Source organism: Gracilibacillus sp. D59, assembly GCF_052246695.1.
Lineage (GTDB): Bacteria > Bacillota > Bacilli > Bacillales > Amphibacillaceae > Gracilibacillus.
In genome coordinates this window covers 675,977-700,578 of record NZ_JBQQCK010000002.1, presented here as the reverse complement: position 1 = coordinate 700,578, position 24,602 = coordinate 675,977, and the positions used below count along the sequence as shown (strand labels likewise).

The window sequence follows — 24,602 nt, the reverse complement described above, 5'->3', positions numbered from 1 at the left end:
GCTATTGGACTTCAGATTCTTTTGCACCCTTATCCACATACGTTGCCTCTTATATGATTTCTGTTCGTCAGACCAGAGGTTTGCCTTGAGCTTCCTTCCGATTCCACGTCACCGTGGACACCGTTGCTTTTGGCTATGTGCTTACCGCTACTAGGTCGCACTCAGGACTTTCACCCGTTAGAGTTCGCCCATGCCGGGCGAACAAAAAAAATAACCCATCGTCGTAATGGGTTATTTTTGCAATCGATCGATAAATCCCCAGGCTTCCTGGATATCTTCTGATGTGTAATTTGATTTTTTCTTTACTTCTTGCACCTTTTGTTCGATCTCTGGCCTTGGTAAATGATCGAAATACAACATGGTTGCAACGAGCTCCAAAAAGCGTGAGCTCTGCTCTTTCATTTCCTGTACAAATGACTCCATTAACGGCAGTTCTGTTTTAGAATGCTTGAGGAAATCTTCCCCCTGATCTGTCACCTGATAACGATATTGATAATAATTGCTCTTCTTCTCTTTTACTTCTGAGACAAAACCGAGATTGGTAATTTCCTCGATTCTCAAACTTAACTCTTCAGAATACGGCCCGTAAAAATAGAACGTATACTTTTCTTCAAAAGGTAGTCCAAGTTTTTTCATGATGTAAATGATTTTTTGCAACTTTTTGCGCCCGACAATTCCTTCCGATGCTGCGATCACTTTAACAAGCTTTGCATGATTATCTAGCAATGAAAACACCCCAGTTTCTTTAACTTTCTTGTTTGTTCAGTATTTTTTTTATTTTTTCCTTCTCCGGTCTATCCTCTGGCAACTTTTCAATTAAATCTTTTGGATAATATAACTTATGATCGGTCCGTTTCTTACCTGAGATTGCCTCTACAATGTCAGACTGACGAGATAATTCACGTAATTCCTTATTCGGCATTAATAAATGAATCGGTAATCTCTCTTCTTCTTCTCCTGGCCGGTAAAAATCATACGGCAAGTCGGAAGAGGAATCAACTACTAAATAGTAATCCGGATCAAGGTCAATATCGCGAAACAATTGATACAACTCCATCCATTCATTCATTTGCAAGTTCGGATTAAATTCTACATATTTAAACAAGCGACGATTCATAAAACGATAAGCCAAATCACTTAAAATCGCATCATCTTCCTCTGCCCACATTTGGAAATAATACAAGACTACTGCTTCATCTAACTTAATGTAATCCTCCAGCGACACTTGTTCCTCAAAGAAGGAAACAAACGGAGTCGGTTTTACCTTAAACGTATAGCCCCCGTCATATAATTCTTTAACACGGTGCAGAATTTTCGTCAAAATTACTTCGGCACTGCGGGTCACCGGGTGGAAATAGACTTGCCAATACATTTGGTAACGACTCATAATATAATCTTCTACTGCATGCATACCTGATTCCTTAATGACGACTTGGTCTTCTACCGGTCGCATTACACGCAAAATCCGCTCCATATCAAAGTGGCCATAGCTTACCCCAGTAAAATAGGCATCACGCTGCAAGTAATCCATCCTATCCGCATCGATCTGACTCGAAATCAGACTGACTACTAATTTATCGTGATACGTCTTATTAATAACATCGGCAACTTTTTGTGGAAATTCAACACTGACATTTGATAATACTTGATTGACTTCGGTATTTCCTAAAATAATTGATCGGGTGAAATCCTCGTGGTCTAATTTAAACACTTTTTCGAACGAATGCGAAAATGGTCCATGCCCTAAATCATGAAGTAACGCCGCGCACAAACATAGCAATCTTTCTTCACGATTCCAATTGGGCCTGTCCTCAAAATTAATGAGTATTCGGCGGACGATTTCATAAACTCCTAATGAATGGTTAAAACGACTATGTTCTGCTCCGTGAAAGGTTAGAAAAGATGTGCCTAATTGCTTGATTCTTCTCAGTCTCTGGAATTCTTTGGTTCCGATCAAATCCCATATCACCCGATCCCTGACATGTACGTAACGATGGACTGGATCCTTAAATACTTTCTCCTCATGTAACTGATCATCTTTATAAGCCATGGCAAATACCTTCCTCTTTTTTCTTAGTATTAGTATAATATAGTTTTAGGTGAACGAAAAGGTTTGGAGGATAATAATGAAAGATTGGAAGCAATTTTTTAATGATAAAAAAATAAGAGTGATTGATCATAGTGATCCAGAGACACTCGGGACAGCAATGGCATCATTCGCGGTCGATGATACGCTGTGTGAATCGATAGGACGAAGCAGTGACGAGGCTGCGTGTCGATTCTGGGTCCATGACAACACGGTTGTTCTAGGCATTATCGATAGTCGCTTGCCAGCCGTGGACGAAGCAGTCGTTTTTTTACAAGAAAAAGGGTTTGATGTTGTCGTTCGGAATTCTGGTGGTCTGGCGGTGGTGCTCGATCGTGATGTCTTAAATTTTTCGTTTGTGGTGCCGGATTTGCCGGAGATGGGGATTCATTCTGGGTATGAGCTGATGACGGCGTTTGTAAAGGATATGTACGCAGATCTTACGGATGGGATTGAGGCGTTTGAAGTGGTTGGTTCGTATTGTCCTGGTGAATATGATTTGAGTATTGGTGGCAAGAAGTTTGCTGGTATTTCACAGCGCCGGGTGAAAAAAGGGATTGCGGTGCAGATTTATATTTGTGTGCGTGACAGTGGTGCGGCTCGTGCTGAGTTAGTTCGTGATTTCTATCGTGCGGGGCATTCAATTGATGATGAGCGGTTTGAATATCCGGTTGTGGAGCCTGATACGATGAGGTCATTGGCAGAGTTGATTGGCGTAGAGTTAACGGTGGAGGATAGTATAAATCGTGTATTGCGTTTGTTAGGTGATGTGGAATATGCGGACTTAGCAGGTAATGAGTTAGCAGTATTTGAAAAAAGGATGACGCAAATGATTGAGAGGAATCAAAAAGCGCTTAAGTAAGCACCTTTTGATTCGTTTTCTTGAGATTGAGATCGTAGCCGATGCCTGTTTTTTCGGGTAGCGTGATATAACCATTGTTGACTTCTACTTCAGGCATGATTATATCTTCGTACCAATAGCGATTGGATGCGCCTGGATCTGCTGGGAAGGTAAAGTTTGGTAGTGTTGCTAATGCCAATGATTGCGCACGACCTACTCCTGCTTCTAGCATGCCGCCACACCAAACGGGAATATCGTGATTTTGGCAATAGTCATGGATTTTAATTGCGTTGGTGAACCCGCCGACTTTTGCTAATTTAATACTGATTATTTTACAGCTTTTTAGTGCAACCGCGGTTCTGACATCTGCTAAGGTATGAATGCTTTCATCCAAGCAGATCGGTGTTTCGACCTGTTGCTGTAATTTGGCGTGATCTATGAAATCATCTGAGGCCAGCGGTTGTTCGATCATCATGAGGTTGTATTGATCCATTTTTTTAAGATGTTCGATGTCTTGGAGCGTATAGGCAGAATTGGCATCGACCATCATTGGCGTAGTTGGAAATTGTGCGCGCACCTTTTCTAAAATGTTTAGATCGTTTTCCCGTTTGATTTTTAGTTTGATTCGTTGATAGCCTTGATCAAGTGCTTGTTTGATTTTTTCGATGAGCTGCTCATCAGTCGATTGTAATCCGATCGCGGCTCCTACTGGAATTTGACTGGTTGTACCTCCGATTGCTTTATAAAGCGGTTGTTGCGTTCGCTTCGCATAAAGATCCCACACTGCTCCTTCGATAGCTGTTTTTGCCATATGATTTCTGCTGATTTTGTTGAGCGCGAGTTCGCTCGGATGATTGATCTGTTGGGCTTTGACGAGCGGCCAGAGATGATTTTCGATCATATGTTGCACCGTATCTGTTGTTTCCTCTGTGTACCACGGTGCATCAAATGCTACTGATTCCCCATAGCCTGTGAATCCATCCTTATCATGAAGTTCGGTGATAAGTATGTCCTTTTCTGTAATCGTTGTGCTACTATTCGCAAACGGATACTTTAAGGGCATTTTCAACCGGTGCATGACTATTTTTTCAAATGTGATCATTTTCCGTGGCTCCTTTATTTGAATTGGATTTTATTGGACACTTTCTTGTATTTATTGGACACTTTTCATGGTTTATTGGACACTTTTGAGCATTTACTGGACACTTTTTGATGTTTATTGGACACTTTTAATAAAAGGGATTAATTCTGGATGTTTATAAATAGCATTTTTATTTGCTCCTTCTTTAATGAAACCTGCACGAACTATGAGCTTCCGAGCGGCATCAGGAGATTTCATACACAAAAATTGAGATGCTAACTGTTTCGTCACTCTATTATTCGATAATAATGCGATTTGATATAACAACTTATGATGTGCATCGGTACATCTCGTTCCACAAAAAGCACATTGCCATCGCATTCGCTCTCTTTTCATTGGCCGCTTGTTACAAAAGGGGCATGGTAATCCTTTGTGTAAATCATCCCACAAAATGGCGTGTTTTTCTAGTATCGAAACCCCACGCTCACGATGATTATCCAGTAAAAATTGTTCGATTTTTTGATTAGCTTCTTCGGAAATGGTGGGAGGGTGCTTGTTTGCTAAATCTTCTAAAATGGATGGCACTCTTTGTGATGTTAGTACGCGTTGATATTCAGGGTAATCATGTAAGCGGAGGATGGCGTTAGGATTGACAAAGACAGCGAAGCGATAAGTAGGTAATTGGGCGATGTTATGGGCGGTGAAAAAGGATCGTAAATTAGCATATTGGCGATCGACTTGCAAAATCGGATCGTCAAAGCCCTCCTTGATGTTGTTTATTATACGTGTTAACTGATGGGATTTCGGGTCAAAATATATCTCACCTGTGTGACTTTTCACTTCAAAAATAACACGGATTCCTAATCCGAGAACAAGCCAATCGAGTTGGAAAGAGCTGTGGTGTTCGAGTCGTAACCTTTTGATACATGTAAGTGATGGCACCTGTGCTTGATCGAGGTAGTACGCGAGGTAGTCTTCTCCTGCTTGTCCAGCTTCTTGCCGCCGGAAATGATTGAAAATGTTGGGGTACTCGTGATGTTGTTCTGGGAGGAGTTCTAGGAGTGCCCGATATTGTTGCGATAAAATGGGTGTGTCGGGGATCATATCTATTCTCCTTTCTCCTCCTAATATAGCAAAAAGCACAGTAGAAATCTACTGTGCATCTAAGGCTTGTGCTGCGGTGATTAATGCTAATTTATAAGCATCTTCACTGCTGCATCCACGTGATAGGTCATTTACCGGCTGGTTGAGTCCTTGAAGAATTGGACCAACTGCATCAAAGCCACCTAAGCGTTGCGCAATCTTGTAGCCAATGTTACCTGCCTCAAGGCCAGGGAATACAAAGACATTGGCGTCCCCTTTTAAGACAGAACCTGGTGCTTTTTTCTCTGCTACGGATGGAACGAAGGCAGCATCAAATTGGAACTCTCCATCTAATGTTAGGTCTGGCGCTTTATCTCTGGCGATATTTACTGCTTCGGCAACTTTCTCTGTCTCTTCTGATTTTGCTGAGCCTTTTGTTGAGAAGCTAAGCATGGCAACTCGAGGGTCAATATCAAAAAGTTTTGCGGTTTCGGCACTGCCAACTGCGATCTCCGCTAAATCTTGGCTGTCTGGAGAAATGTTGATGGCACAGTCTGCAAACACATATTTCTCATCATCACGCACCATAATAAAGACGCCGGAGGTTTTCTTGATACCTTCTTTTGTCTTAATTATTTGTAATGCCGGACGTACTGTGTCTGCTGTCGAATGTGCAGCCCCACTTACTAAACCGTCTGCTTTGCCCATGTAAACAAGCATCGTACCAAAGTAATTCTCATTCAATAACATTTTGCGTGCGTCTTCTTCCGATGCTTTGCCTTTACGACGATCGACAAATGAGGCAACAATCTCTTCAAAAGCCGGGTAGGTGCTTGGATCTAGCACTTCTACCCCAGCAATATCTACGCTTAATTCATTAGCCTTCTGTTCCACTTTTACTTGAGATCCAACTAATACAGGTTCTACTAATCCATCTTTTTTTAATTGACTTGCCGCTGTTAAAATCCGTTCATCTAATCCTTCAGGAAACACGATTTTTCTAGTATTTCCTTGTAATCTACTTTTTATATCCGCAAATAAATCGCTCATTATTTTAACCCTCCAACTTATTATCTGTATTATATGATACGCCTTTTTGTGTCATAATGAAAGTGTGAACTTATATGAATGCGTTTCATTCTAAAATTGTTCATTTTTTTGGAAAATATTAGTGTTTATCAGTAGCGTTTCAATAAGTATTTTTCCCCAAATATGTTATATTAAAACGAAGGAATGATTTCTAAAGGAGTGAACCAAGATGCCAGAAGCAGTAGAAACAATGGATGGTTGGTATTGTCTACATGATTTACGTAAAATAGATTGGACTAAATGGAAAAAGGCAACAGAAGAAGAACGCAGACAAGCAATAGATGAATTACAGACAATGCTACGTGAATGGGAAGATGTCTCTGAAGCACGAGATGGCAGTCATGCTTTTTACTCATTAATGGGACAAAAGGCAGATATTATTTTAATGATCCTCCGCCCAACAATGCAGGAGTTAGAAGAAATCGAATTGCGTTTTAATAAATCAAAATTTGCTGAATTCACAACACCTAGCTATTCTTATGTATCGGTTGTGGAACTATCCAAATATATGTCGAAGCCAGAGGACAATCCAGAAGAAAATCCTGGAGTTCGCGCACGCTTGAAGCCGAAGTTGCCGCAATGGGACCACATTTGCTTCTATCCAATGGACAAGCGTCGTGAAGGTAATGATAACTGGTATATGCTTCCGATGGATGAACGTCGTCAATTAATGTATGAGCATAGTTTGACCGGTAGAAAATATGCTGGTGAGATCAAACAAATCATTACCGGTTCTATGGGCTTTGATGACTGGGAGTGGAGTGTTACATTGTTCGCAAAAGACGTGTTGCAAATTAAAAAAATCGTCTATGAAATGCGCTTCGATGTTGTCAGTGCTCGTTATGGCGAGTTCGGACCATTCTATGTTGGTAACATATTAAAAACAGATGAGATTCCAGCTTATTTAGCTGTCTAAAACACATGGGATTATCCCGTGTGTTTTTTTATGCATGTTTACTAAACAAAACGCATATAGATGGCTAATAGGAATGCGGAAAAAGCACGAGCAAATTTCCGATTATAGAAAGGAGTCTTATCGATGAGTCAAAATAAGAATCAGAGCCAACAGCAGCCTGTGAATATGCAACCATATACTCCACAAGGCTACTACGGTATGCAAAGTGGCTATGGAGGATATCAATATCCTGGATATGTACAAATGCCCCGCATGGATCAACTGGGGCAAATGGGACAATTGGGGCAGATGGCACAGTCAGGAGGACAAATCGGGGCAAATGGCCAGCAACAACAACCCCCCGTTTCAGATACACCTGGAATGCTTCCGGTAGAAGAATCGTACATCGAAAATATTTTACGATTAAACAAAGGAAAAAAAGCCACTGTATACATGACATTCGAAAACAATGAGCGCTGGAATGCGAAGGTATTTAAAGGAATTATTGAAGCAGCAGGTCGCGATCACATTATTTTAAGTGATCCGGAGACAGGTAAACGTTACGTACTACTGATGGTTTACTTAGATTATATTACGTTTGATGAAGAAATTGCTTATGATTATCCATATAATCAAGGGGCAGGCATGTCAAACTATTCGCCACGATAATCAACTTAGACACAAGTAAATGCTTGTGTCTTAAGTTTTTCATGGAGGTATATAAATTGAACACAAAAGCTACAATCGATGAAATAACGGTCGCATGTTTTAGCATCACACTAGTATTCACTATTCTGGCATGGCACAACGGATCGATTTTTTTAGGAATGCTTGCATTAATTAGTTTAAGTGTCAATCTATTTATCGAAGCATGGAAAGAGTGGAAAAAGGGGCATCCTGTTTTCTTTTCACAATTTTTATTTCGAGGCATCGGCATCATTGCCATTATCACGATCACTTTTTTCTACATGTAAATGCCTTTTAAAACCATTGCTTGGCGAGATAAAAAAATGACCCTGTTAAAGGGCCATGATCTATTATATATACTTCATTACAGCGTAACCTAACAACACCCAGCCGATTAAAAACGCTAGACCACCGATTGGTGTAATCATCGCAAATGTTTTGATCTGTGTTGTCGAATAGATGTAAAGACTTCCCGAGAATAAAATAATTCCTGCGAAGAAAAACCAGCCAGCTGATACAATACTTCCCGCAGTAATTTTTTGCATTAATAAACCTGTTGCAAGTAAGGCGACAGTATGGAACATTTGATATTGTACCGCTTTTTCCCATGTGGCAAGCATTTTCTCGGATAATTTCCCCTCTAAGCCGTGTGCACCGAAAGCTCCCAATGCAACGGCAAGAAAACCATTCAGAATACCTAGTAATAAAAAGATTTTCATCTGTTTCTCCACTCCCTATTAAAAGTCAAGTAGTGAATCCCCATTAGCACCATCAGCTTCTACCTTTTTCTCCTGTTTCACTGGAGATTTTGGCACTGGCTGCCCAACCATTTTTCGCCATTCCAATTCATCAATTGAACTGGTAGATGGTGCCGGTGCACTGCTATCCTGGTCTAATAATAAATCTGTTAAAGATTGAACAGCTTTCGCATGCTCTCTTACTTTGCTTTCATTTTGCATGGCTTGTTCACATTCCGCTATAATTTTTCGCAAAATTTGCTGATTAGTTATCGCCATTATCGCTCATCCCCTCTCACGCTATTATACAATTCCTAGCGAATTTAAGAAAATGATAACGATTATAATCGGGGCGATATACTTTACTACTATATACCATAATTGACCGATCGGATTTCGGCTTAAATCAGATGCCTCCAGTGCTTCTTGCTTCGTAAAATACCATCCCACGAATAATGCCATCGTTAATCCACCAATTGGCAAGAAAACATTAGACGAAAGAAAGTCCATTGAATCTAAAATATTTCGATTACCTATTAAAGTTATATTACTCCATTTCCCCATTCCTAAGGAAACCGTAACACCAGATGCAAAAATGACGATACCGACGAGAAATGATGCTAATTTTCTCGACATGTTTGCTGCACGCATTAGGTAAGCAACCGGTACTTCCAGCAATGAAATCGAAGAAGAAATCGCGGCTAAGCTTAATGCTGTAAAGAAAATCAATCCAATGATACCACCAAAGTCCATTTGATAAAAGATTTCCGGTAATGTAATGAAAACAAGTGGTGGTCCAGAGCTTGGATCAATGCCAAAGGCGAAAACAGCCGGAAAAATCACAATACCAGAAATAATCGCAAACAAGGTATCCATCACACCAATTCCCACTGTCGCGCTTGGCAGCTTGTGTTGCCTCGTTAAATAACTTCCGTACGTCATCATCGTACCAACACCTAAGCTGAGCGAGAAGAAAGCTTGTCCTAAGGCCGCAATGTATACAGAAGGATCTTCTAATATCGACCAATCTGGTTGAAAGAGGAAGGCAAGACCATCAGCAGCGCCTGGCAACGTTACACTGTAAATCGCCAATGCAATCATCATTAATGCTAAAATCGGCATTAATATTTTATTGGCAAGCTCGATCCCTTTTTTCACACCTACTAACACAATCAACATGGTAATTCCCATAAAAATAGCATGCCAAAATAATGGTGCATAATCTTGTGAAATAAATGCCTCAAAGGAGCCGCCATAGCCTATCTCCGGCATTTCTGTCATCGCTCCTGTCACATATCCCCACCAGTAATACAGTGCCCAGCCAGCGACAACACTATAAAAGCTTAGGATTAGAAAGGCACTCGCAACACCTAAATAACCGACCATATACCATGGTTGTTTCGGTGCCAGTTTTTTATAAGACCCAACAATATCACTTTGGGCTTTTCTCCCGATGCTCACTTCTACTAATAATAATGGAATACCAATAACTAACACACTCAAAATATATAAAATTAAAAATGCGCCTCCACCATTTTCACCAGCGACATAGGAAAATCGCCATATATTTCCCAATCCAACAGCAGAGCCCATTGCTGCTAACATGAATCCAAATCTTGATGCCCAGTTTTCTCGTTGCATATATTTTTCACCTCTACTATATATAAATAAATTCTTTCCTATTGTACACGATAGAACCTCGCTTTTCTACCTTGATTTTATGATGATATACTAGATTTACAAGGAGGAAATATTATGCACACAAAGTTACGATTAATTGGGGATGACTCACCTATTCAGCTTGTTGAACCGATAGCTGGTGGTGATATTAATCAGGCTTATTATGTCCAAACAGCAAAAAAGAATTATTTTATCAAAACCAACCAATCCGTTCCTTCCGAATTCTTTAAAATAGAAGCGGATGGATTGGAACGAATTCGTGCTACCAATACGATCGCAGTACCACAAGTGTATCATTATGACATCGCTAACGGGAATGAGGAAATTGCACTGATTATGGAATGGGTGGACGGTAGCAAAAAGGCATCCACTGGTCGTATTTTAGGAGAGAATTTAGCTGCCTTACATCTAGCTGATGCTGGTTCTTCTTATGGGTTAGATCAAACCACTTTTGTCGGTGAATTGACCCAGGAAAATGTATGGTATGACAATTGGGTGGACTATTATCGAGAGAAGCGCCTTCGCCCACAAATGGAGCTTGCGATTAAGAAAGGAAGAATGAACGGTAAGAGACGCGAACGAACGGAATCTTTATTAGCCCATCTCGATCAATACATACCGAAAGTTCCTCGTGTGTCATTATTACATGGTGATTTATGGGGAGGTAATTGGCTGGCCGGAGAAAATGGTGAACCTTATTTGATTGATCCTTCTGTCGTTTACGGTGATCATTTATTTGAGATTGCGTTTACCGAGCTATTTGGTGGTTTTCCTGCTGATTTTTATCAGAGTTATCAGGCGGCATATCCATTGGAGGATTATTATCAGGATGTAAAGCCAATTTATCAGTTATTTTATTTGCTGGTCCATTTGAATATTTTTGGTGAGGGATACGGCGGAAGCGTCGACCGAATCATTACTCGCTATTGAAAAACAGCACCATCTCTGCTTATCTGAATCTTAATAGATAAAACTGCAGAAGTAATGAAAATTTCCAGACTCGATGTCAGAGTGGTCATTTTGAAAGGAATAATAGGCATACACCCGCTCCGGCTTGCCCACTATAGAGCAAACTCGCAGAGCGCCCGCCTAGAAACGTAGCGACTGGAGCTAATCAACTGAGATAAAGGAATCACTGAGAAAAGCGAGTCAATGATGACTTGCCCCCAAGGGTATAAGGGCGACTAATCCTCTGGTTTCACCAAATAGCAAGTCTTCTTTATCGTAGGGCGATTCGTGAAGTCACCTAGTTTTTGGTCGCTTGCGTAGACATCCGCGAAGATTTTCTTGTCTTATAAAAAAGAAAAGCCATCTTATGATGACTTTTCTTGGTATTGGTATACTTTATCTGGTGATTGCCGTTTGTTTTTCCGTTCTTTCCACCATTGGTTAATGTAGTCTGTTTTCCCTTCGACGATTGGTTGGGTGAAGGTTATGACCCACTTAGATGCTAAGAACCATACAATAGCGGCTGCAATGACTGCAAGACCTAATGTATCAAGGTTATGATCGACTGCCAGCAAGTTTGCTTGACGACCATATTGGATAATAACACCATGTAGTAAATAGACATACATCGTATTTTTACCTAGTGATGTAAAGGAATAGTGTTTATTCGGGATTAAAAGTAACACCGAAAACACCATTAACGTTGCAACAATATATAACATGGCCCGAATCAGACCACCGTTAGCCGTTGCCTCCAGCATCTGGTAAGAATGTGAACCAAATAACCATTGTGCCGGAATCGTTGGTGTCACATAACTCACGACAAACACCGCAATCAAAATCCCTATTGCTACTGCCTTTTTATTGACTGTCTGCCATTTGAATAATTGTTGCTTTGATAGCCAATAACCGATTAAGAAAAACGGAAAAAAGACAAGTGTTCTCGACAAGCTAAATGAAGGTCCGATAAATGGTAAATAGCCAATCAAAACACCTATTGCAAAGGCTAGTGGTATTCCATAAACAGGTTTCAGCTTTTTAAATCCAATCAATAATATGTGCCAGCTGAATAGGCTTAATAAGAACCATAATCCCCACTGCGGATCATACAGTGTTATATCCCAACTAGTTTTACCTATCCCTAAAAAATAGATAGAATAAAAGAGCTGGAATAAAAAGTACGGGAGTAAGATTCGTTTGGCTAATTTCAATAGGTATCCTTTATCACTTGCTCCCTTTGCAAAAAAACCACTTACTAAAATAAACACCGGCATGTGAAAGATATACATCCATTGATATAATACATCGACTATTTCAATATGATTTTTTAATGGCTGTATTAAGTGGCCGAATACGACGAAAAAAATAAACAGGAGCTTGGCATTGTCAAAATAAGCTTCACGTTGCATATTTTCATTCTCCCTTTAGATACTTTTATTCCATAATACCCTTTATAAGAAAGAACAAAAAGTAAATCTGGAGATTGTTATGAAGTTGTAAAGCTCACGTTAAGTTTCGTTAAATTTTTGAAATTTTAAAAGGAAATTGCCCATGTACCATTACGGAAAATCGCTTCTTTTTTCCCATCTTTGGTAATACCATCTATATCGATATCCGCCGAACCGATCATAAAGTCTTCATGAACTATACTGTCATTTACACCGTTTTGATCCATTTCTTTCTCGTTCATATCAGATCCGCCTTGAATATTAGTCGGATATGCTTTTCCTAAGGCAATGTGACAAGATGCATTTTCATCAAACAGTGTATTAAAGAAAATAATTCCTGCTTGGGAAACTGGAGATTCATGCGGTACTAAGGCAACTTCACCTAAACGTGATGCACCGTCCTTGTCTGCCTCTAGCAGTTGTTTAAGCGCCTCTTCCCCTTTTTTACATGTGTAATCGACTACTTTACCGTCCTTAAACGTCAATGTGAAGTTCTCAATTAACTGCCCTTGAAAGCTCAGTGGTTTTGTACTTGTAACATGACCATTGACTCCATATTTATGTGGCATCGAAAACACTTCTTCTGTCGGCATATTCGGGTTAAACGTAACGCCATCTGTTGCTTTCGCTGCTCCTCCATGCCAAATATGCCCTTCTGGTAATTCAATCGTTAAATCAGTTCCTGCTGCTTGGAAATGGAGTTTTGCATAATTTTTTTCGTTTAAGTATTCACGAGCGTTTCGTAATAATTGATTATGCTTCTCCCATGCTTCGATCGGATCATCTTGATCAGCACGTGCAATCCGGAAGATTTCCTGCCAGAGATTTTCTTTCGCTTCTTCTGCATCTAAGTCTGGATATATTTTTTGAGCCCATTCTGTCGTTGGATAGCCAACAATGGACCAACGAGCTCGATCGTTCATCATGTAGTCACGATATTCTTTTAGAGCAGTAGAACTTGCTTTTGTTACTGCAGCCATTCTCTTTCCATCAATACCTTGCAAGAGATCAGGGTTTTCACCATAGATATTTAATACAGCATAGCCTTCTTTTACCATACTCACCATGGCATCCTTACGCCATTGCGGGAAGGTTTCCAAAACTTCCATTGGGGCATGCTTCATTTTTAAATAAGTTAATTCATCATCTTTCCATTCAACATGGACATTTTTTGCTCCGATCTCATATGCTTGTTTAACAACGATTCGGACAAATTCAATCGCTTCAATCGGGGCCTGGACCAATAATCCTTGACCTTCTTGTAAATTGACACCTGTATGTAATGCTAATTTTGCATATTTTCTTAATAATTCCTCCATGTTTCATCCTCCTCAAAAATATGTCCTAACTAATATGCTACCTGAACGTTTTAAAAATGCAAATGCAAACCTTTATTGTTTTCATATTTTTGATTGTATACAATAATAATTATAGTGAGGTGAAGCGATTGGAAACATTAATAAAATATCGAAAAATAGTTTGGATTTTCGTTTTATTATTTATCATTACAGGCGTTTTTACATATTTACAAATACCAAAGCGTGATATACCAGAAATCGAACAAAATATCGCATCTATTTCAACTGTTTACCCTGGCGCAAATCCGGAAACAGTCGAACAGGTTATTACAAATCCTATTGAAGAAGAACTACTTGATGTAGATGGTATTAATCAAGTGACATCTGCTTCTACAAATGGGTTTTCCACCTTAACGGTTACATTAGATGATAGCGCAAACATTGATTCCGTCTATTCTACGATACGACAAGCCGTACAGAATGCTCAAAAAAACTTTCCAGATGCGGCCATGTCGCCGGATGTAACAACAGATATTGCCACCTCAAGTGTTGCTACCTATCATTTACTGAGTGAAAATCGTGACCATTTATTTTCTGCTCGTCAACAAATAGAGGATTGGAAATCTACCTTAAGCGAAATAAGCGGCGTTGCTTCTGTTTCCGTTAAAGGATTACCAGAACAGAAAGTTGTTATTTCATTGGATCAAACATTGTTATCCGAGAATCAGGTTCAACCTAATCAAGTAATGGACGCTATTCAAAATGAGTTAAGCCCAAGTGCATTGGGCACCGAGCAAAATGAAGATCAGAATATATTATTAAATATAGACACTATAAATGACATATCGCAACTAGAGGACATTTACATAACAGAAGAGACACAATTAACTGATCTTGCTACCATTTCGGTAGAAAACGAAAAAGTAGAAGATTTAATTACACATCATGAACAGCCCGCATTATCGGTAACGATTTTTGCAGAAAGTGCTGTTAATATTACAAGTCTACAAGCACAAATTGATAAAGAAATTACAAAATTAAAAGAAGATTTACCTACAAATATATCTGTAGAACGATTTTACTCACAGAGCACTGTCATTGATGAGGTGTATACGAGTTTATTAATCTCATTTGCGATATCTTTACTTGCTGTCATTGTCATTATGGTTCTAGGTCTACCATTATCTTCAGCTTTTTTAGTAGCACTCGCTATTCCGATCTCGATAATTATCGGCTTCATTCCTTTACCATATACAGGAGTGGACTTAAACCAAATTTCGATCATCGGTATTATAGTTGCGATAGGCATATTAGTCGATGATGCGATCGTTGTAAATGATAATATTATGCGGCGTTATCAATTAGGAGAAACACCACTGGAAGGCGCAAAAAAAGGGGTTAAAGAAGTCGGCCTGTCGATTGTGACATCTACGTTATTAATCGTATTCAGCTTCTTCCCTCTGACCTTTTTATCCGGTAGTAATGGAGAATTTATTCGAGCTTTACCGATCGCCTTAATGGGGACAATTATTGCATCTACAATAATAGCCCTGACAGTTATTCCAACCATTCAATATACTAGACAATTAAAGGTTTACCGCACCAAAAAAAGACATGCTGGAATATTAACGAACTTTTTCCGTTGGTTAGAAGATCAATATGCCGAAAACGTTTTACCAACAACAATCAAAAAACCGTGGCTTACTGTAATCAGCGGGATGATCGCTTGTGTTTTATTATTATTATTAGTTATAAAAGTACCGTTTGAATTCTTCCCTACTGCAGACCGTCAAGAAGTAACGCTATCCTTAACGCTAGAAGAAGGTACACCTCTAGAAAAAACAGATAAAACATTGGCAGAGATTGAAAACTATATACATGATAATGCTGAACATATCACGGAAACGGTTCGCTACACGGGAGGTGGGCTACCTAACATCTTCAATTCTAGTTTGACTAGATCTGGTGAAAATACTGGTCAAATCGTTGTTCGTGTTGATCGCAACCAAACATCTGCTAGTGATTTTATTGAAAATTATCAAGGAGAATTACGTGAGAAGTTTCCTGATGGCGAGATTTTCTTAGAAACAATTGTATCGGGTCCACCACCATCTCCAACCATTCAGTTGAAAATACAAGGGACTGATTTGGATATATTACTAGAAAAATCAACTGCATTAAAAGATAAATTAAACGCACTCGAATCTGTTGAAATTGCAACAGTGAATGCAGGAACAAGCCAATCAGTAAAGACATATGAGATTGATCGTGATTTTTTGGCTGAAAATAGGATTCCGATTAATCAAGTAAAACATACACTTCAATTTGCAAATACTGGTATACCACTGACGAAAATTAACGCAGAAGATAACAGATTAAATATGAAATTAGTGTTGGATGAAGGAGTAGAAAATACGTTAGACTTAAGCGCCCTGAATGCCGTCGTTCCTACAGAAGAAGGAGTGCCGAAGATATATTCCTATGATGAGTTTATTTCTACTCACAAAGAAAAACAAATGGCTGCGATCACGCATGAAAACGGTGAGAGAACCATTACGATTGCTGCGTATGATTCTGGTCAAGGTGATTTTGCTGCCGAAACTTCAGAAGTAATTGAAGCAATGCGTACAGAACTTGGCGAATTAGGTGACAATTATGTTTTGAAACGGGATGGAGAAGAAAGTGCTGAGTCAGCATTCTTTGTTGAGGTCGCTAAGCTGTTTGTGATTGTGTTATTTCTTATTTATATAACACTTGCGGTTCAGTTTAATTCGTTAATGACACCTGTTCTAATTACAAGTACTGTGTTATTAGCCGTGACAGGTGCGATTGTTGGCTTATTTGTTAGTGGTCAACCTCTTAGCTTTTTAGCAGTACTCGGAATTGTTTCCTTATCTGGTATAGTCGTGCGAAACTCGATATTAATTATTGAATTTATCGAACAAAATAAAGAACGCTATAACGGTAATACAATTGACGCCATCATTGCAGCAGGTCATGCAAGGTTACGACCGGTTATTTTAACAACTTTGACATCCATTGCTGCGTTAACACCGATCATTTTTATGGGTGATGTATTGTTTAAACCATTAGCAGTATCAATTGTGTCTGGGATTATTTTTTCAACAGTACTAACATTATTATTACTCCCTGCCTTTTATTTAACAATGGAACGACTGCGGATCAAAAAATAACAGATTTAAACCTCAAAAAACCCCTTTTGTATCGTTACAAAAGGGGTTTTACATATGTTATACCGCAAGGTCTTTATTAATTGCTTCTTTATCATTATATTTTTTGATATTTAGTTTTTTCATTATTTTAGAGGTTAATGTTCCAGATAAAATGGAGTCATTAACGTTTAATGCTGTACGTCCCATATCGATTAGTGGTTCTACTGTGATAAGTAAACCTGCTAATGCAACTGGCAGATTCATAGATGATAGCACGATTAATGCAGCAAATGTTGCACCACCACCAACACCAGCAACACCGAAGGAACTAATACCAATGATTAAAATTAATGGTATTAAGAAACCTGGTGATAATGGATCGATCCCTTGTGTCGGAGCGATCATTACCGCTAACATCGCTGGATAAATCCCTGCACAACCGTTTTGCCCAATGGTTGCACCAAATGATGCTGCCATATTGGCTGTACCGCTATGCACACCTAGACTTTCTTTTTGTACCTGAATCGTTAATGGAATAGTACCTGCACTCGACCTTGAAGTAAACGCAAAGCTTAGTACTGGTAATACTTTACGTGTATAGGTTAGTGGATTTAATCCAAAGAAAGCTAGAATAATCATGTGAATAATAAACATGGTAATCAACGCGACATAAGATGCACCTACAAATTTACCAAGTTCAATAATACCTGCTACATTTGTCTGTGCTACAGTGTTTGCCATTAAACCTAAAATACCAAATGGTGCTAGACGTAATATGATGGTTACGATTCGCATGACGATCGTGTAAAGCGTATTAACGATATCCACAAATTTTTCTGCCTGTTCCGGTTGTTTTCTTCTTACTCCCAATACGGCAATTCCGACTAAAATGGAGAAAATAACAACAGCAATAACAGATGTTGCACGCTCTCCTGTCATATCTAAGAAAATATTAGACGGAATAAATTCTAGTATTTTTTGTGGTGTGGTCATACCTTCTAAGGAGCCTAATCTCTCTTCAAGCGCTAAACCACGCTCTTCTTCTGCTTGCCCCATTTCGATTTGGTCAGCACTTAAGTTAAAGATTGAGGAACTTGTTACCCCAACTACTGCTGCTACCATAGCGGTAGATACAAGAATCCCAATAATCCATGCTGACATTTTTCCAAGTTCAGATGATTTTTCTAAATTAATGATTGATTGAATGATAGAAACCATTACTAAAGGAATAACAATCATCATTAACAGACGGACATATCCTCGCCCAACAATGTTATACCAATCTGTTGTCGCACTTACGACTTCTGAATCTGCGGAATAGACAATTTGTAAAAAGGCACCTAACAGAATACCCAAGCCTAAACCTGCGAAAACTCGTTTACTGAACGATACATATTTTTGCTGCATACCAATTAAGATACCAATAAATAATAGCATAATCGCAATATTGATAATAATGAAAACAGTATCCATCTTTTCTTCCTCCTTTTTGATTAATCCGATATAAATACTTTGAAATATTACATCTTATTACTTCTTATGTCAAATATATGATTTCAGTGTCATAAATATTTTCATTTACCGATATTAATTAGCTCACACCCCAGATCAAACCCCGCTCATTATAATGTATAGTAGATTAATGAATATTTAAAATTGCTTCCTTCTATCTTAGTTTTTGATGAGTGCAAGCATACGCTACGGCAAGATACCTCGCTTTCAACGGGCACGGCCTCAGTCTCCTCAGAAAACAAAGGGCGTTTTCTTGCGGGGTCTTCGGACACGTGCTGGTCCCGTAGGAGTCTCCGTATCTTGCCTCCGCTCTGCGTAGTGTGCTGATTTTTGAAAGAGGTAATACACGGGAATTAGTTTCCGAGTACTCCCACTTTAAAAAGATAGAATAATGTTATTAGTGGAGGCAGAATACGGAGACTCCTATGGGAACAGCACGAGCTGAAGATCCACTTGGTAAAGCGGTCTTCTTTATCAAGTTAGCTGAAGCCGTGCCCATGGAAAGCGCAGTATTCTGCCGGAGCGGTGCCATGGCACTCCCTTCAAGAAAGACTGGGAGAAAGCAAGTCCATGAAAAGTTATTGCGCAGTTTATGGGTTATGCGCATGAATTATATAAATTTTGCTCTTACTAAAAAAACTTGTACCCGCTTGGGGTACAAGTTATTTAGCGACCGATATATCTTCTTCTAACACTAGTTCGACGTTTCCTTTAATTGCACGAGAGATCATACAGGATGACTCTGCTTGTTTTACGATATCTTCCAGCCGTTGTAAATGTTGTGCGGTTGCTTCTTTTTTTAATATTACAACAGGGCGGTGCGTAATTCGTTTATAGGTAAAGATGCCATTCGTGACATCCACGTCTCCTAAAGAGCTTAATTCTATGTGTTCAAGAGGTAGATTCACTCGTTCAATCATAGCTGCCATCGTAATTAAATAACAGGTAGCAGCAGCACCTAACAACATCTCGTCTGGATTTGTACCAATCCCTGGACCATCCATTTCTGGAGGGATCGAAATTTGAGTGTTTAAATTGCCTGCTTGAATATGTCCTACCTCATTTCTACCACCAGGCCATGAAGCATTTAACGTAAATTGATGTAATGCCATTTTATTCATCCTCCCTTTCCCCATTATAGTCATGGTTGTTCAGATGATAAAATGATCTGTTTACGCTTCAGCTTCTTTTTTGTTAGAAAGAAACCAGCCAGCTACTGCAATTGCCACAAGCACAAGATAGAACGTTAATTTCCAGGCTAACGAGTGTGCAAAATCATGAGGCAGTAAGTGCACATCCTCATGGGCTAATACACTTACTACCAATTTAATACCAACCCATCCGACAATAATAAATGCTGCCACTTCTAATCCTGGACGTTCTTTCAGTAATTTAACAAATACATTTGCCGCAAATCGCATAATGATTAGTCCGATCATCCCGCCTGCAAGTACTACAAGGAATTGACCTGTATCAAGACTTCCGATCGTACCTAGACCTGTTGCAGGTAAGGCAACAGCTAATGCAACAGCTGCTAAAATAGAATCTACTGCAAATGCTAAGTCTGCGAATTCGACTTTTAATACAGTCATCCAGAAGCCAGTGCCTCCTTTTTCCTGCATCTCTTCTGCCTGCTCTTCTGCTCCTGTTTCTCCTCTATTCTTCTTACTAAATGTGTCATATAAGTGCTTGATCGAGATAAACAATAAATAAGCTGCCCCTATTGCCTGTACTTGCCATACATCAACAAGGAACGAGATAACAAATAATGAACCAAATCTTAATACAAAAGCACCAGCTAACCCGTAAAAGAGTGCTTTTTTACGTTGGTCATCCGGCAAATGCTTTACCATAATGGCTAGAACAAGCGCATTATCCGCAGCTAAAATCCCTTCCAGACCAATTAAAACTAATAAAACCCAACCGTACTCTAACAGTAATTCCAACCTACTCCATCTCCTTTAGTAAATATATATAATCTCCATCAGCTGATAAAGATCACATAAAAAAACGAGACCTTTACCACTGATGGTAAAGGTCTCGCTAACAACGTCGAGTTGCCAATAATGCCGGAGATTACTCTCGAAATGACGACATTTATTGTAACAGCTACTCCCCTTTATGTATGATCTTACTATAAGTCTTTTTTTGCTTTCTGTCAAACTTTACATATCAAAAAGAACCTATACCATCGGAGTGATAGCATTAGGTTCTTCTAATTTCACTTCATTATGCGTGAATAATCTTATTTATTCTTTCCTCTACTTCTGCTTGGATGTTTTGTAAAAGGGATTTACTTTGGTGTGCATCACCTGATTTAACACCAAAATAGCTTTTAATTTTTGGTTCTGTACCAGACGGACGGAAACATACCCAAGCATCATTTTCTAATAAAAATTTCATGACGTTTTCTTTTGGTAAAGTTATGTCCTCTTGTATTGCTTCTACTGGTAACTGCCGCTTGCTGCTCTGATAATCTTCGACAGCAATCACTTTTAATCCACCTAATTGTGCAAAGGGATTTTTACGGATATCTTCCATAATCGCTGCAATTTGTTCTGCACCGTCTTTCCCTTTTAGTGTTAATGATTTCATTCCTTCTAAGTAATAGCCATGACGTGCGTATAATGTATCTAATGCTTCTAACAATGTCTTACCTTTCGCCTTCCAATAGTTTGCCATTTCACTTGCTGCTACTGCTGCTTGTACCGCATCTTTATCACGGACAAAATCCCCGATTAAATAGCCATAACTTTCTTCATAACCAAAAAGGAATTGTCTTTCATCAGATTCAAATTGTTTGATTTTTTCCCCGATAAATTTGAACCCAGTTAACGTATCAATCGTATCGACACCATAATAAGAAGCGATCGCTCGTCCCATTTCCGTTGTCACAATCGTTTTAATTACTTGACCTTCTCTAAGATCCTTTTCATTTAAATGCGATAACGTGTAGTCTAGTAACAGGGATCCAAGCTGATTACCTGTTAACACCTGATAAGATCCGTTGCCATCTTTAACAGCAACACCTAAACGGTCTGCATCCGGGTCTGTACCAATTAATATATCTGCATCGATTTCTTTTCCTTGTTCGATTGCCATTTGAAATGCCTGATGCTCTTCAGGATTTGGCGACTTTACTGTTGAGAATTCTGGGTCCGGTTTTGCTTGTTCTTTCACCACATGTACATTCTCATAGCCAATTTGAGCTAACCCTTTTAAAACGAGATCGTGTGCTGTCCCGTGCAAAGGTGTAAAGACAATATTCACGGTATTTTCTTCTGCCTGCTTTTGAATGGTTTTCAGCTCTTGAAGGTAGGCATTGTCCACTGCTTCTCCAACCCACTCTAAAAGGCCTGCACTTTCGACTTCTTCCTTACTTTTTACGGTAACATTTAACTCATCTTCTACTTTATTTACCTCTTCAATAATTGCTGCAGCTTCTTTCAGCGGTACTTGCCCACCATCTTCATTATAGACTTTAAAGCCATTATATTCTGGAGGGTTATGACTAGCCGTAATCATGATACCGGAAGCCGTTTGTAAATGTCGAACCGCAAATGATAGCAATGGTGTTGGGCGCAGTGATTCAAACACATACGCTTTAATATCATGTGCACCTAAAACCTTTGCCGCCTCCACAGCAAATTCTTGTGACATATAACGAGAGTCATAAGCTATGACGACCCCTCTGTTACGAGCATTATCTATATTTTGAGTTATGTAATTTGCCAATCCTTCCACTGCTTTACGAACAGTATAGATGTTCATTCGGTTGGTTCCAGGCCCTAACATTCCGCGCATTCCACCTGTACCAAAGGTCAAATTTTTATAAAAGGAATCTTCTAACTCCTTCTCATTTTTCGATAGTTCATTTAATTGTTGTAGTAAACCTTCATCAAGCGCATTAAACGATGTCCATTTTTTTAATGTATCTTGCCATGACATGCGATTTCCCCCTTAATCCAACATTCTATAATCCTATATTAGCATAGTCTTTCTGTCGTTTCTATTGTTATCCCACGCTACTTATAAGGAGGATACTAAATAACAATTACAGGGAAGTCCGTAAATAGAATAGAAGGAAGCAGATTTACTTTCAACTTACCCCCAAATACCATTTTTTCCATTTTATATGATAGAATAGAATTGACGAATAAGATAGAAAAGGTTGTGGCATTTTTGTTTGAAAAAAAGAGCATACGAACACTCGTTACATGTATACTAATTTTCACTTTAATCTATCTCATCTCTTTAACAAAGTTTATATTTGAACCTGTTGGTGCTTATCTAACTGCAATTGCGGTTCCTATTATTGGAGCTGGGATTATTTTTTATATTACAAATCCCATTGTTAACTGGTTAGAAAATAGGAAAGTACCTCGAATTGCGGGTACGTTTATCGTATTCCTCATCATCTTGTTATTGATTACTATCATTATTAACTTCATCGCTCCTGTTGTACAAAGACAATTTACAAACTTTGTAGATAGTATTCCGAAAATGGTTAATAATGCTGAGAAATTATTTGAGATGTGGCAGGAGAATCAAAACATTATTCCACCACAATTTGAAAATACGATTCAAAATGTAACAGATAACTTCAGTCAATATGCGGAAAAAATTACATCTAGCATTATTGGGGTAATCGGACAAATTTTTAGCTTTGTTTTCGCCTTTTTCTTAATTCCGTTTTTCCTTTTCTTTATGTTAAAAGACGGATACAAATTTGTGCCTTTTGTATCAAAATTTCTAAGCCATAGCAAGGGAAGAAGCTTCAGAACATTAACAGCAAACATTAATCATACGTTATCTTCGTTTATTCAAGGGCAATTTATCGTCAGTGTTTGTGTCGGGGTTATGCTTTATATCGGCTATTTAATCATTGACCTTGACTATTCCTTGTCCTTGGCATTGTTTGGGTTATTAATGAATTTCATCCCGTTCTTAGGTCCATTTTTGTCAGCAATTCCTGCTATTATAGTTGGCTTCTTTCAAGAGCCAATGTTGGCAGTTTGGGCAACTATTGTTATGATAATAGCGCAGCAGATTGAAAGTAACCTTATCTCTCCGAACGTGATGGGAAGAGCATTATCTATCCATCCATTAACAGTGATTACCTTAATTTTAGCAGCTGGGGGTATTGCAGGATTTATAGGGTTATTGTTCATCATTCCTGCTTATGCAGTTGTTAAAACGATTATTGCGCATTTCTATCATGAGTGGAAGAAAAAACAACCTGAAGAGGATCCGGAATTGTTTTAAAATGTAGGATAAAATAATAGTATAAGATACCATGGCTTTTCGCCACTTATGTTGGCGAAAGCCTTAGTTACCTTATAAAAAAGAACATAAGACAATTTCAATGCTTTTACTACTACTGTAAATGCTTGACCATGATATAGTTATTTTGTTCTTCATCCCCTATATAGATTGAGTACGAACCTCTCTTTTCAAATCCCATCTTTTCATGAAAATCAATTGCATTCTTGTTTTTACGCCAAATTCCTAACCAAATATCACTTTTGCCTCTCTCTCTTGCAATATCAATACCTGTTTGCAATAATAATTTCCCTAGTCCTCTCTCATGAAAGGTATTCTTTACGTAAATACGTTCAATTTCTAAAGCGTTATCACCAATTTGGTAAGTTTGGGCGTCTCCTTCATTTACTTTTAAATAACCTGTAAGTGCATTGTCTACATATTGGAATAAAAATGTTGAGGATGGATTAGTTAATTCTTTCCTAAGTTGTTCTGGATTGAAGGCTTGTTCTAAATATTCATTAATATTTTCGGGTGTGTTTAAATGACTGTAAGTTTCATTATACGTTTCTGTACCAATGTCCTGTAACAATTGTAAATCTTCAAGTGTACATTCCCTAATACTTGTCTTCACTTAATCCTCTCCCTTACAGTTTTTCAAACTAAACTTTGCATATGAAGCAAAATTTAGTTGCAGATAGTTCAAGTATATTGTGTAATTCTTAATCAGTCAATGAAAGCGAATTCAAATATTAGACATTTTTAGTTAAATAATGGCTTAG

General features: G+C 38.7%; 22 protein-coding genes. 7 read left to right on the top strand and 15 right to left on the bottom strand.

All coding sequences use genetic code 11. The features are described 5' to 3' along the window. Nucleotides 1-231: 231 nt before the first annotated feature. Together ACTWP4_RS06340 and ACTWP4_RS06335 are read right to left on the bottom strand one after the other, a co-directional pair. A complete protein-coding gene (locus tag ACTWP4_RS06340) occupies nt 232-726 on the bottom strand; it encodes a YwgA family protein (RefSeq protein ID WP_443127915.1) in 495 nt (164 codons plus the stop codon). A 19-nt stretch (nt 727-745) separates the two neighbouring features. Beyond that, entirely contained in the window at nt 746-2,050 is a 1,305-nt protein-coding gene (locus tag ACTWP4_RS06335) for an HD domain-containing protein (protein WP_443127914.1), read from the bottom strand. 76 nt (nt 2,051-2,126) lie between these two features. On the opposite strand from ACTWP4_RS06335, the gene ACTWP4_RS06330 reads away from it, so the two are divergent. Further along, nucleotides 2,127-2,948: a lipoate--protein ligase family protein gene (locus ACTWP4_RS06330; RefSeq protein ID WP_443127913.1), complete on the top strand. Its 822-nt coding sequence runs from the start codon at nt 2,127-2,129 to the stop codon at nt 2,946-2,948. On the opposite strand, the gene menC is transcribed toward ACTWP4_RS06330, so the two are convergent. The 3 genes from menC to pta all read right to left on the bottom strand — a co-directional run bounded on the left by menC (nt 2,941) and on the right by pta (nt 6,141). Beyond that, nucleotides 2,941-4,029 carry an o-succinylbenzoate synthase gene (menC, locus tag ACTWP4_RS06325; protein WP_443127912.1) on the bottom strand — a complete coding sequence of 363 codons (1,089 nt, stop codon included), beginning with the start codon at nt 4,027-4,029 and terminating at the stop codon, nt 2,941-2,943. The genes ACTWP4_RS06330 and menC overlap by 8 nt on opposite strands. A 114-nt stretch (nt 4,030-4,143) precedes the next feature. Continuing rightward, nucleotides 4,144-5,112, bottom strand: a complete 969-nt coding sequence (locus tag ACTWP4_RS06320) for a nuclease-related domain-containing protein (RefSeq protein WP_443127911.1) — start codon at nt 5,110-5,112, stop codon at nt 4,144-4,146. Nucleotides 5,113-5,160: 48 nt separating this feature from the next. Then, nucleotides 5,161-6,141 (bottom strand): phosphate acetyltransferase, encoded by a 981-nt coding sequence (gene pta, locus ACTWP4_RS06315; RefSeq protein WP_443127910.1) that lies wholly within the window; start codon nt 6,139-6,141, stop codon nt 5,161-5,163. A 208-nt stretch (nt 6,142-6,349) separates the two neighbouring features. On the opposite strand from pta, the gene hemQ reads away from it, so the two are divergent. From hemQ to ACTWP4_RS06300, 3 genes are all read left to right on the top strand, one after another. After that, nucleotides 6,350-7,096, top strand: a complete 747-nt coding sequence (gene hemQ, locus ACTWP4_RS06310) for a hydrogen peroxide-dependent heme synthase (RefSeq protein ID WP_443127909.1) — start codon at nt 6,350-6,352, stop codon at nt 7,094-7,096. Nucleotides 7,097-7,219: 123 nt separating this feature from the next. Then, nucleotides 7,220-7,744 (top strand): spore coat protein GerQ, encoded by a 525-nt coding sequence (gene gerQ, locus ACTWP4_RS06305; RefSeq protein ID WP_443127908.1) that lies wholly within the window; start codon nt 7,220-7,222, stop codon nt 7,742-7,744. A gap of 56 nt (nt 7,745-7,800) precedes the next feature. Continuing rightward, on the top strand, nt 7,801-8,049 hold the full coding sequence (locus ACTWP4_RS06300; protein WP_443127907.1) for a hypothetical protein: 249 nt from the start codon (nt 7,801-7,803) through the stop codon (nt 8,047-8,049). Between the two features lie 63 nt (nt 8,050-8,112). Here ACTWP4_RS06300 and ACTWP4_RS06295 read toward each other — a convergent pair whose 3' ends face one another. From ACTWP4_RS06295 to ACTWP4_RS06285, 3 genes are read right to left on the bottom strand one after another with little or no spacing between them, the layout of a single operon-like run. Continuing rightward, nucleotides 8,113-8,481, bottom strand: coding sequence for a DUF423 domain-containing protein (locus ACTWP4_RS06295; RefSeq protein ID WP_443127906.1), 369 nt, complete (start codon nt 8,479-8,481; stop codon nt 8,113-8,115). Nucleotides 8,482-8,499: 18 nt separating this feature from the next. Beyond that, nucleotides 8,500-8,778, bottom strand: coding sequence for a YwdI family protein (locus tag ACTWP4_RS06290; RefSeq protein ID WP_443127905.1), 279 nt, complete (start codon nt 8,776-8,778; stop codon nt 8,500-8,502). A 24-nt stretch (nt 8,779-8,802) separates the two neighbouring features. After that, entirely contained in the window at nt 8,803-10,140 is a 1,338-nt protein-coding gene (locus ACTWP4_RS06285; RefSeq protein ID WP_443127904.1) for a sodium-dependent transporter, read from the bottom strand. 114 nt (nt 10,141-10,254) lie between these two features. On the opposite strand from ACTWP4_RS06285, the gene ACTWP4_RS06280 reads away from it, so the two are divergent. Continuing rightward, nucleotides 10,255-11,109, top strand: a complete 855-nt coding sequence (locus tag ACTWP4_RS06280; RefSeq protein WP_443127903.1) for a fructosamine kinase family protein — start codon at nt 10,255-10,257, stop codon at nt 11,107-11,109. 383 nt (nt 11,110-11,492) lie between these two features. Here ACTWP4_RS06280 and ACTWP4_RS06275 read toward each other — a convergent pair whose 3' ends face one another. Together ACTWP4_RS06275 and ACTWP4_RS06270 are read right to left on the bottom strand one after the other, a co-directional pair. Continuing rightward, on the bottom strand, nt 11,493-12,536 hold the full coding sequence (locus ACTWP4_RS06275; RefSeq protein WP_443127902.1) for an acyltransferase family protein: 1,044 nt from the start codon (nt 12,534-12,536) through the stop codon (nt 11,493-11,495). A 125-nt stretch (nt 12,537-12,661) separates the two neighbouring features. After that, nucleotides 12,662-13,894, bottom strand: coding sequence for an aminopeptidase (locus ACTWP4_RS06270; protein ID WP_443127901.1), 1,233 nt, complete (start codon nt 13,892-13,894; stop codon nt 12,662-12,664). Between the two features lie 119 nt (nt 13,895-14,013). Between ACTWP4_RS06270 and ACTWP4_RS06265 the strand changes: the two genes are divergently transcribed. Continuing rightward, nucleotides 14,014-17,067 carry an efflux RND transporter permease subunit gene (locus ACTWP4_RS06265; protein WP_443127939.1) on the top strand — a complete coding sequence of 1,018 codons (3,054 nt, stop codon included), beginning with the start codon at nt 14,014-14,016 and terminating at the stop codon, nt 17,065-17,067. A gap of 57 nt (nt 17,068-17,124) precedes the next feature. Here ACTWP4_RS06265 and ACTWP4_RS06260 read toward each other — a convergent pair whose 3' ends face one another. The 4 genes from ACTWP4_RS06260 to ACTWP4_RS06245 form a co-directional block, all read right to left on the bottom strand. Continuing rightward, nucleotides 17,125-18,519, bottom strand: a complete 1,395-nt coding sequence (locus ACTWP4_RS06260) for an L-cystine transporter (RefSeq protein WP_443127900.1) — start codon at nt 18,517-18,519, stop codon at nt 17,125-17,127. Nucleotides 18,520-19,220: 701 nt separating this feature from the next. Further along, nucleotides 19,221-19,670 carry an OsmC family protein gene (locus ACTWP4_RS06255; RefSeq protein ID WP_443127899.1) on the bottom strand — a complete coding sequence of 150 codons (450 nt, stop codon included), beginning with the start codon at nt 19,668-19,670 and terminating at the stop codon, nt 19,221-19,223. 60 nt (nt 19,671-19,730) lie between these two features. Continuing rightward, complete coding sequence (locus tag ACTWP4_RS06250) at nt 19,731-20,504, bottom strand: TerC family protein (protein WP_443127898.1); 774 nt, start codon at nt 20,502-20,504, stop codon at nt 19,731-19,733. A gap of 283 nt (nt 20,505-20,787) precedes the next feature. Then, nucleotides 20,788-22,506, bottom strand: a complete 1,719-nt coding sequence (locus tag ACTWP4_RS06245) for a phospho-sugar mutase (protein WP_443127897.1) — start codon at nt 22,504-22,506, stop codon at nt 20,788-20,790. Nucleotides 22,507-22,740: 234 nt separating this feature from the next. Between ACTWP4_RS06245 and ACTWP4_RS06240 the strand changes: the two genes are divergently transcribed. Next, entirely contained in the window at nt 22,741-23,823 is a 1,083-nt protein-coding gene (locus ACTWP4_RS06240) for an AI-2E family transporter (RefSeq protein WP_443127896.1), read from the top strand. Nucleotides 23,824-23,935: 112 nt separating this feature from the next. Here ACTWP4_RS06240 and ACTWP4_RS06235 read toward each other — a convergent pair whose 3' ends face one another. Next, the gene (locus ACTWP4_RS06235; protein WP_443127895.1) at nt 23,936-24,454 is read right to left on the bottom strand and encodes a GNAT family N-acetyltransferase; all 519 of its coding nucleotides are present in this window, start codon (nt 24,452-24,454) and stop codon (nt 23,936-23,938) included. Between the last annotated feature and the right edge of the window lie 148 nt (nt 24,455-24,602).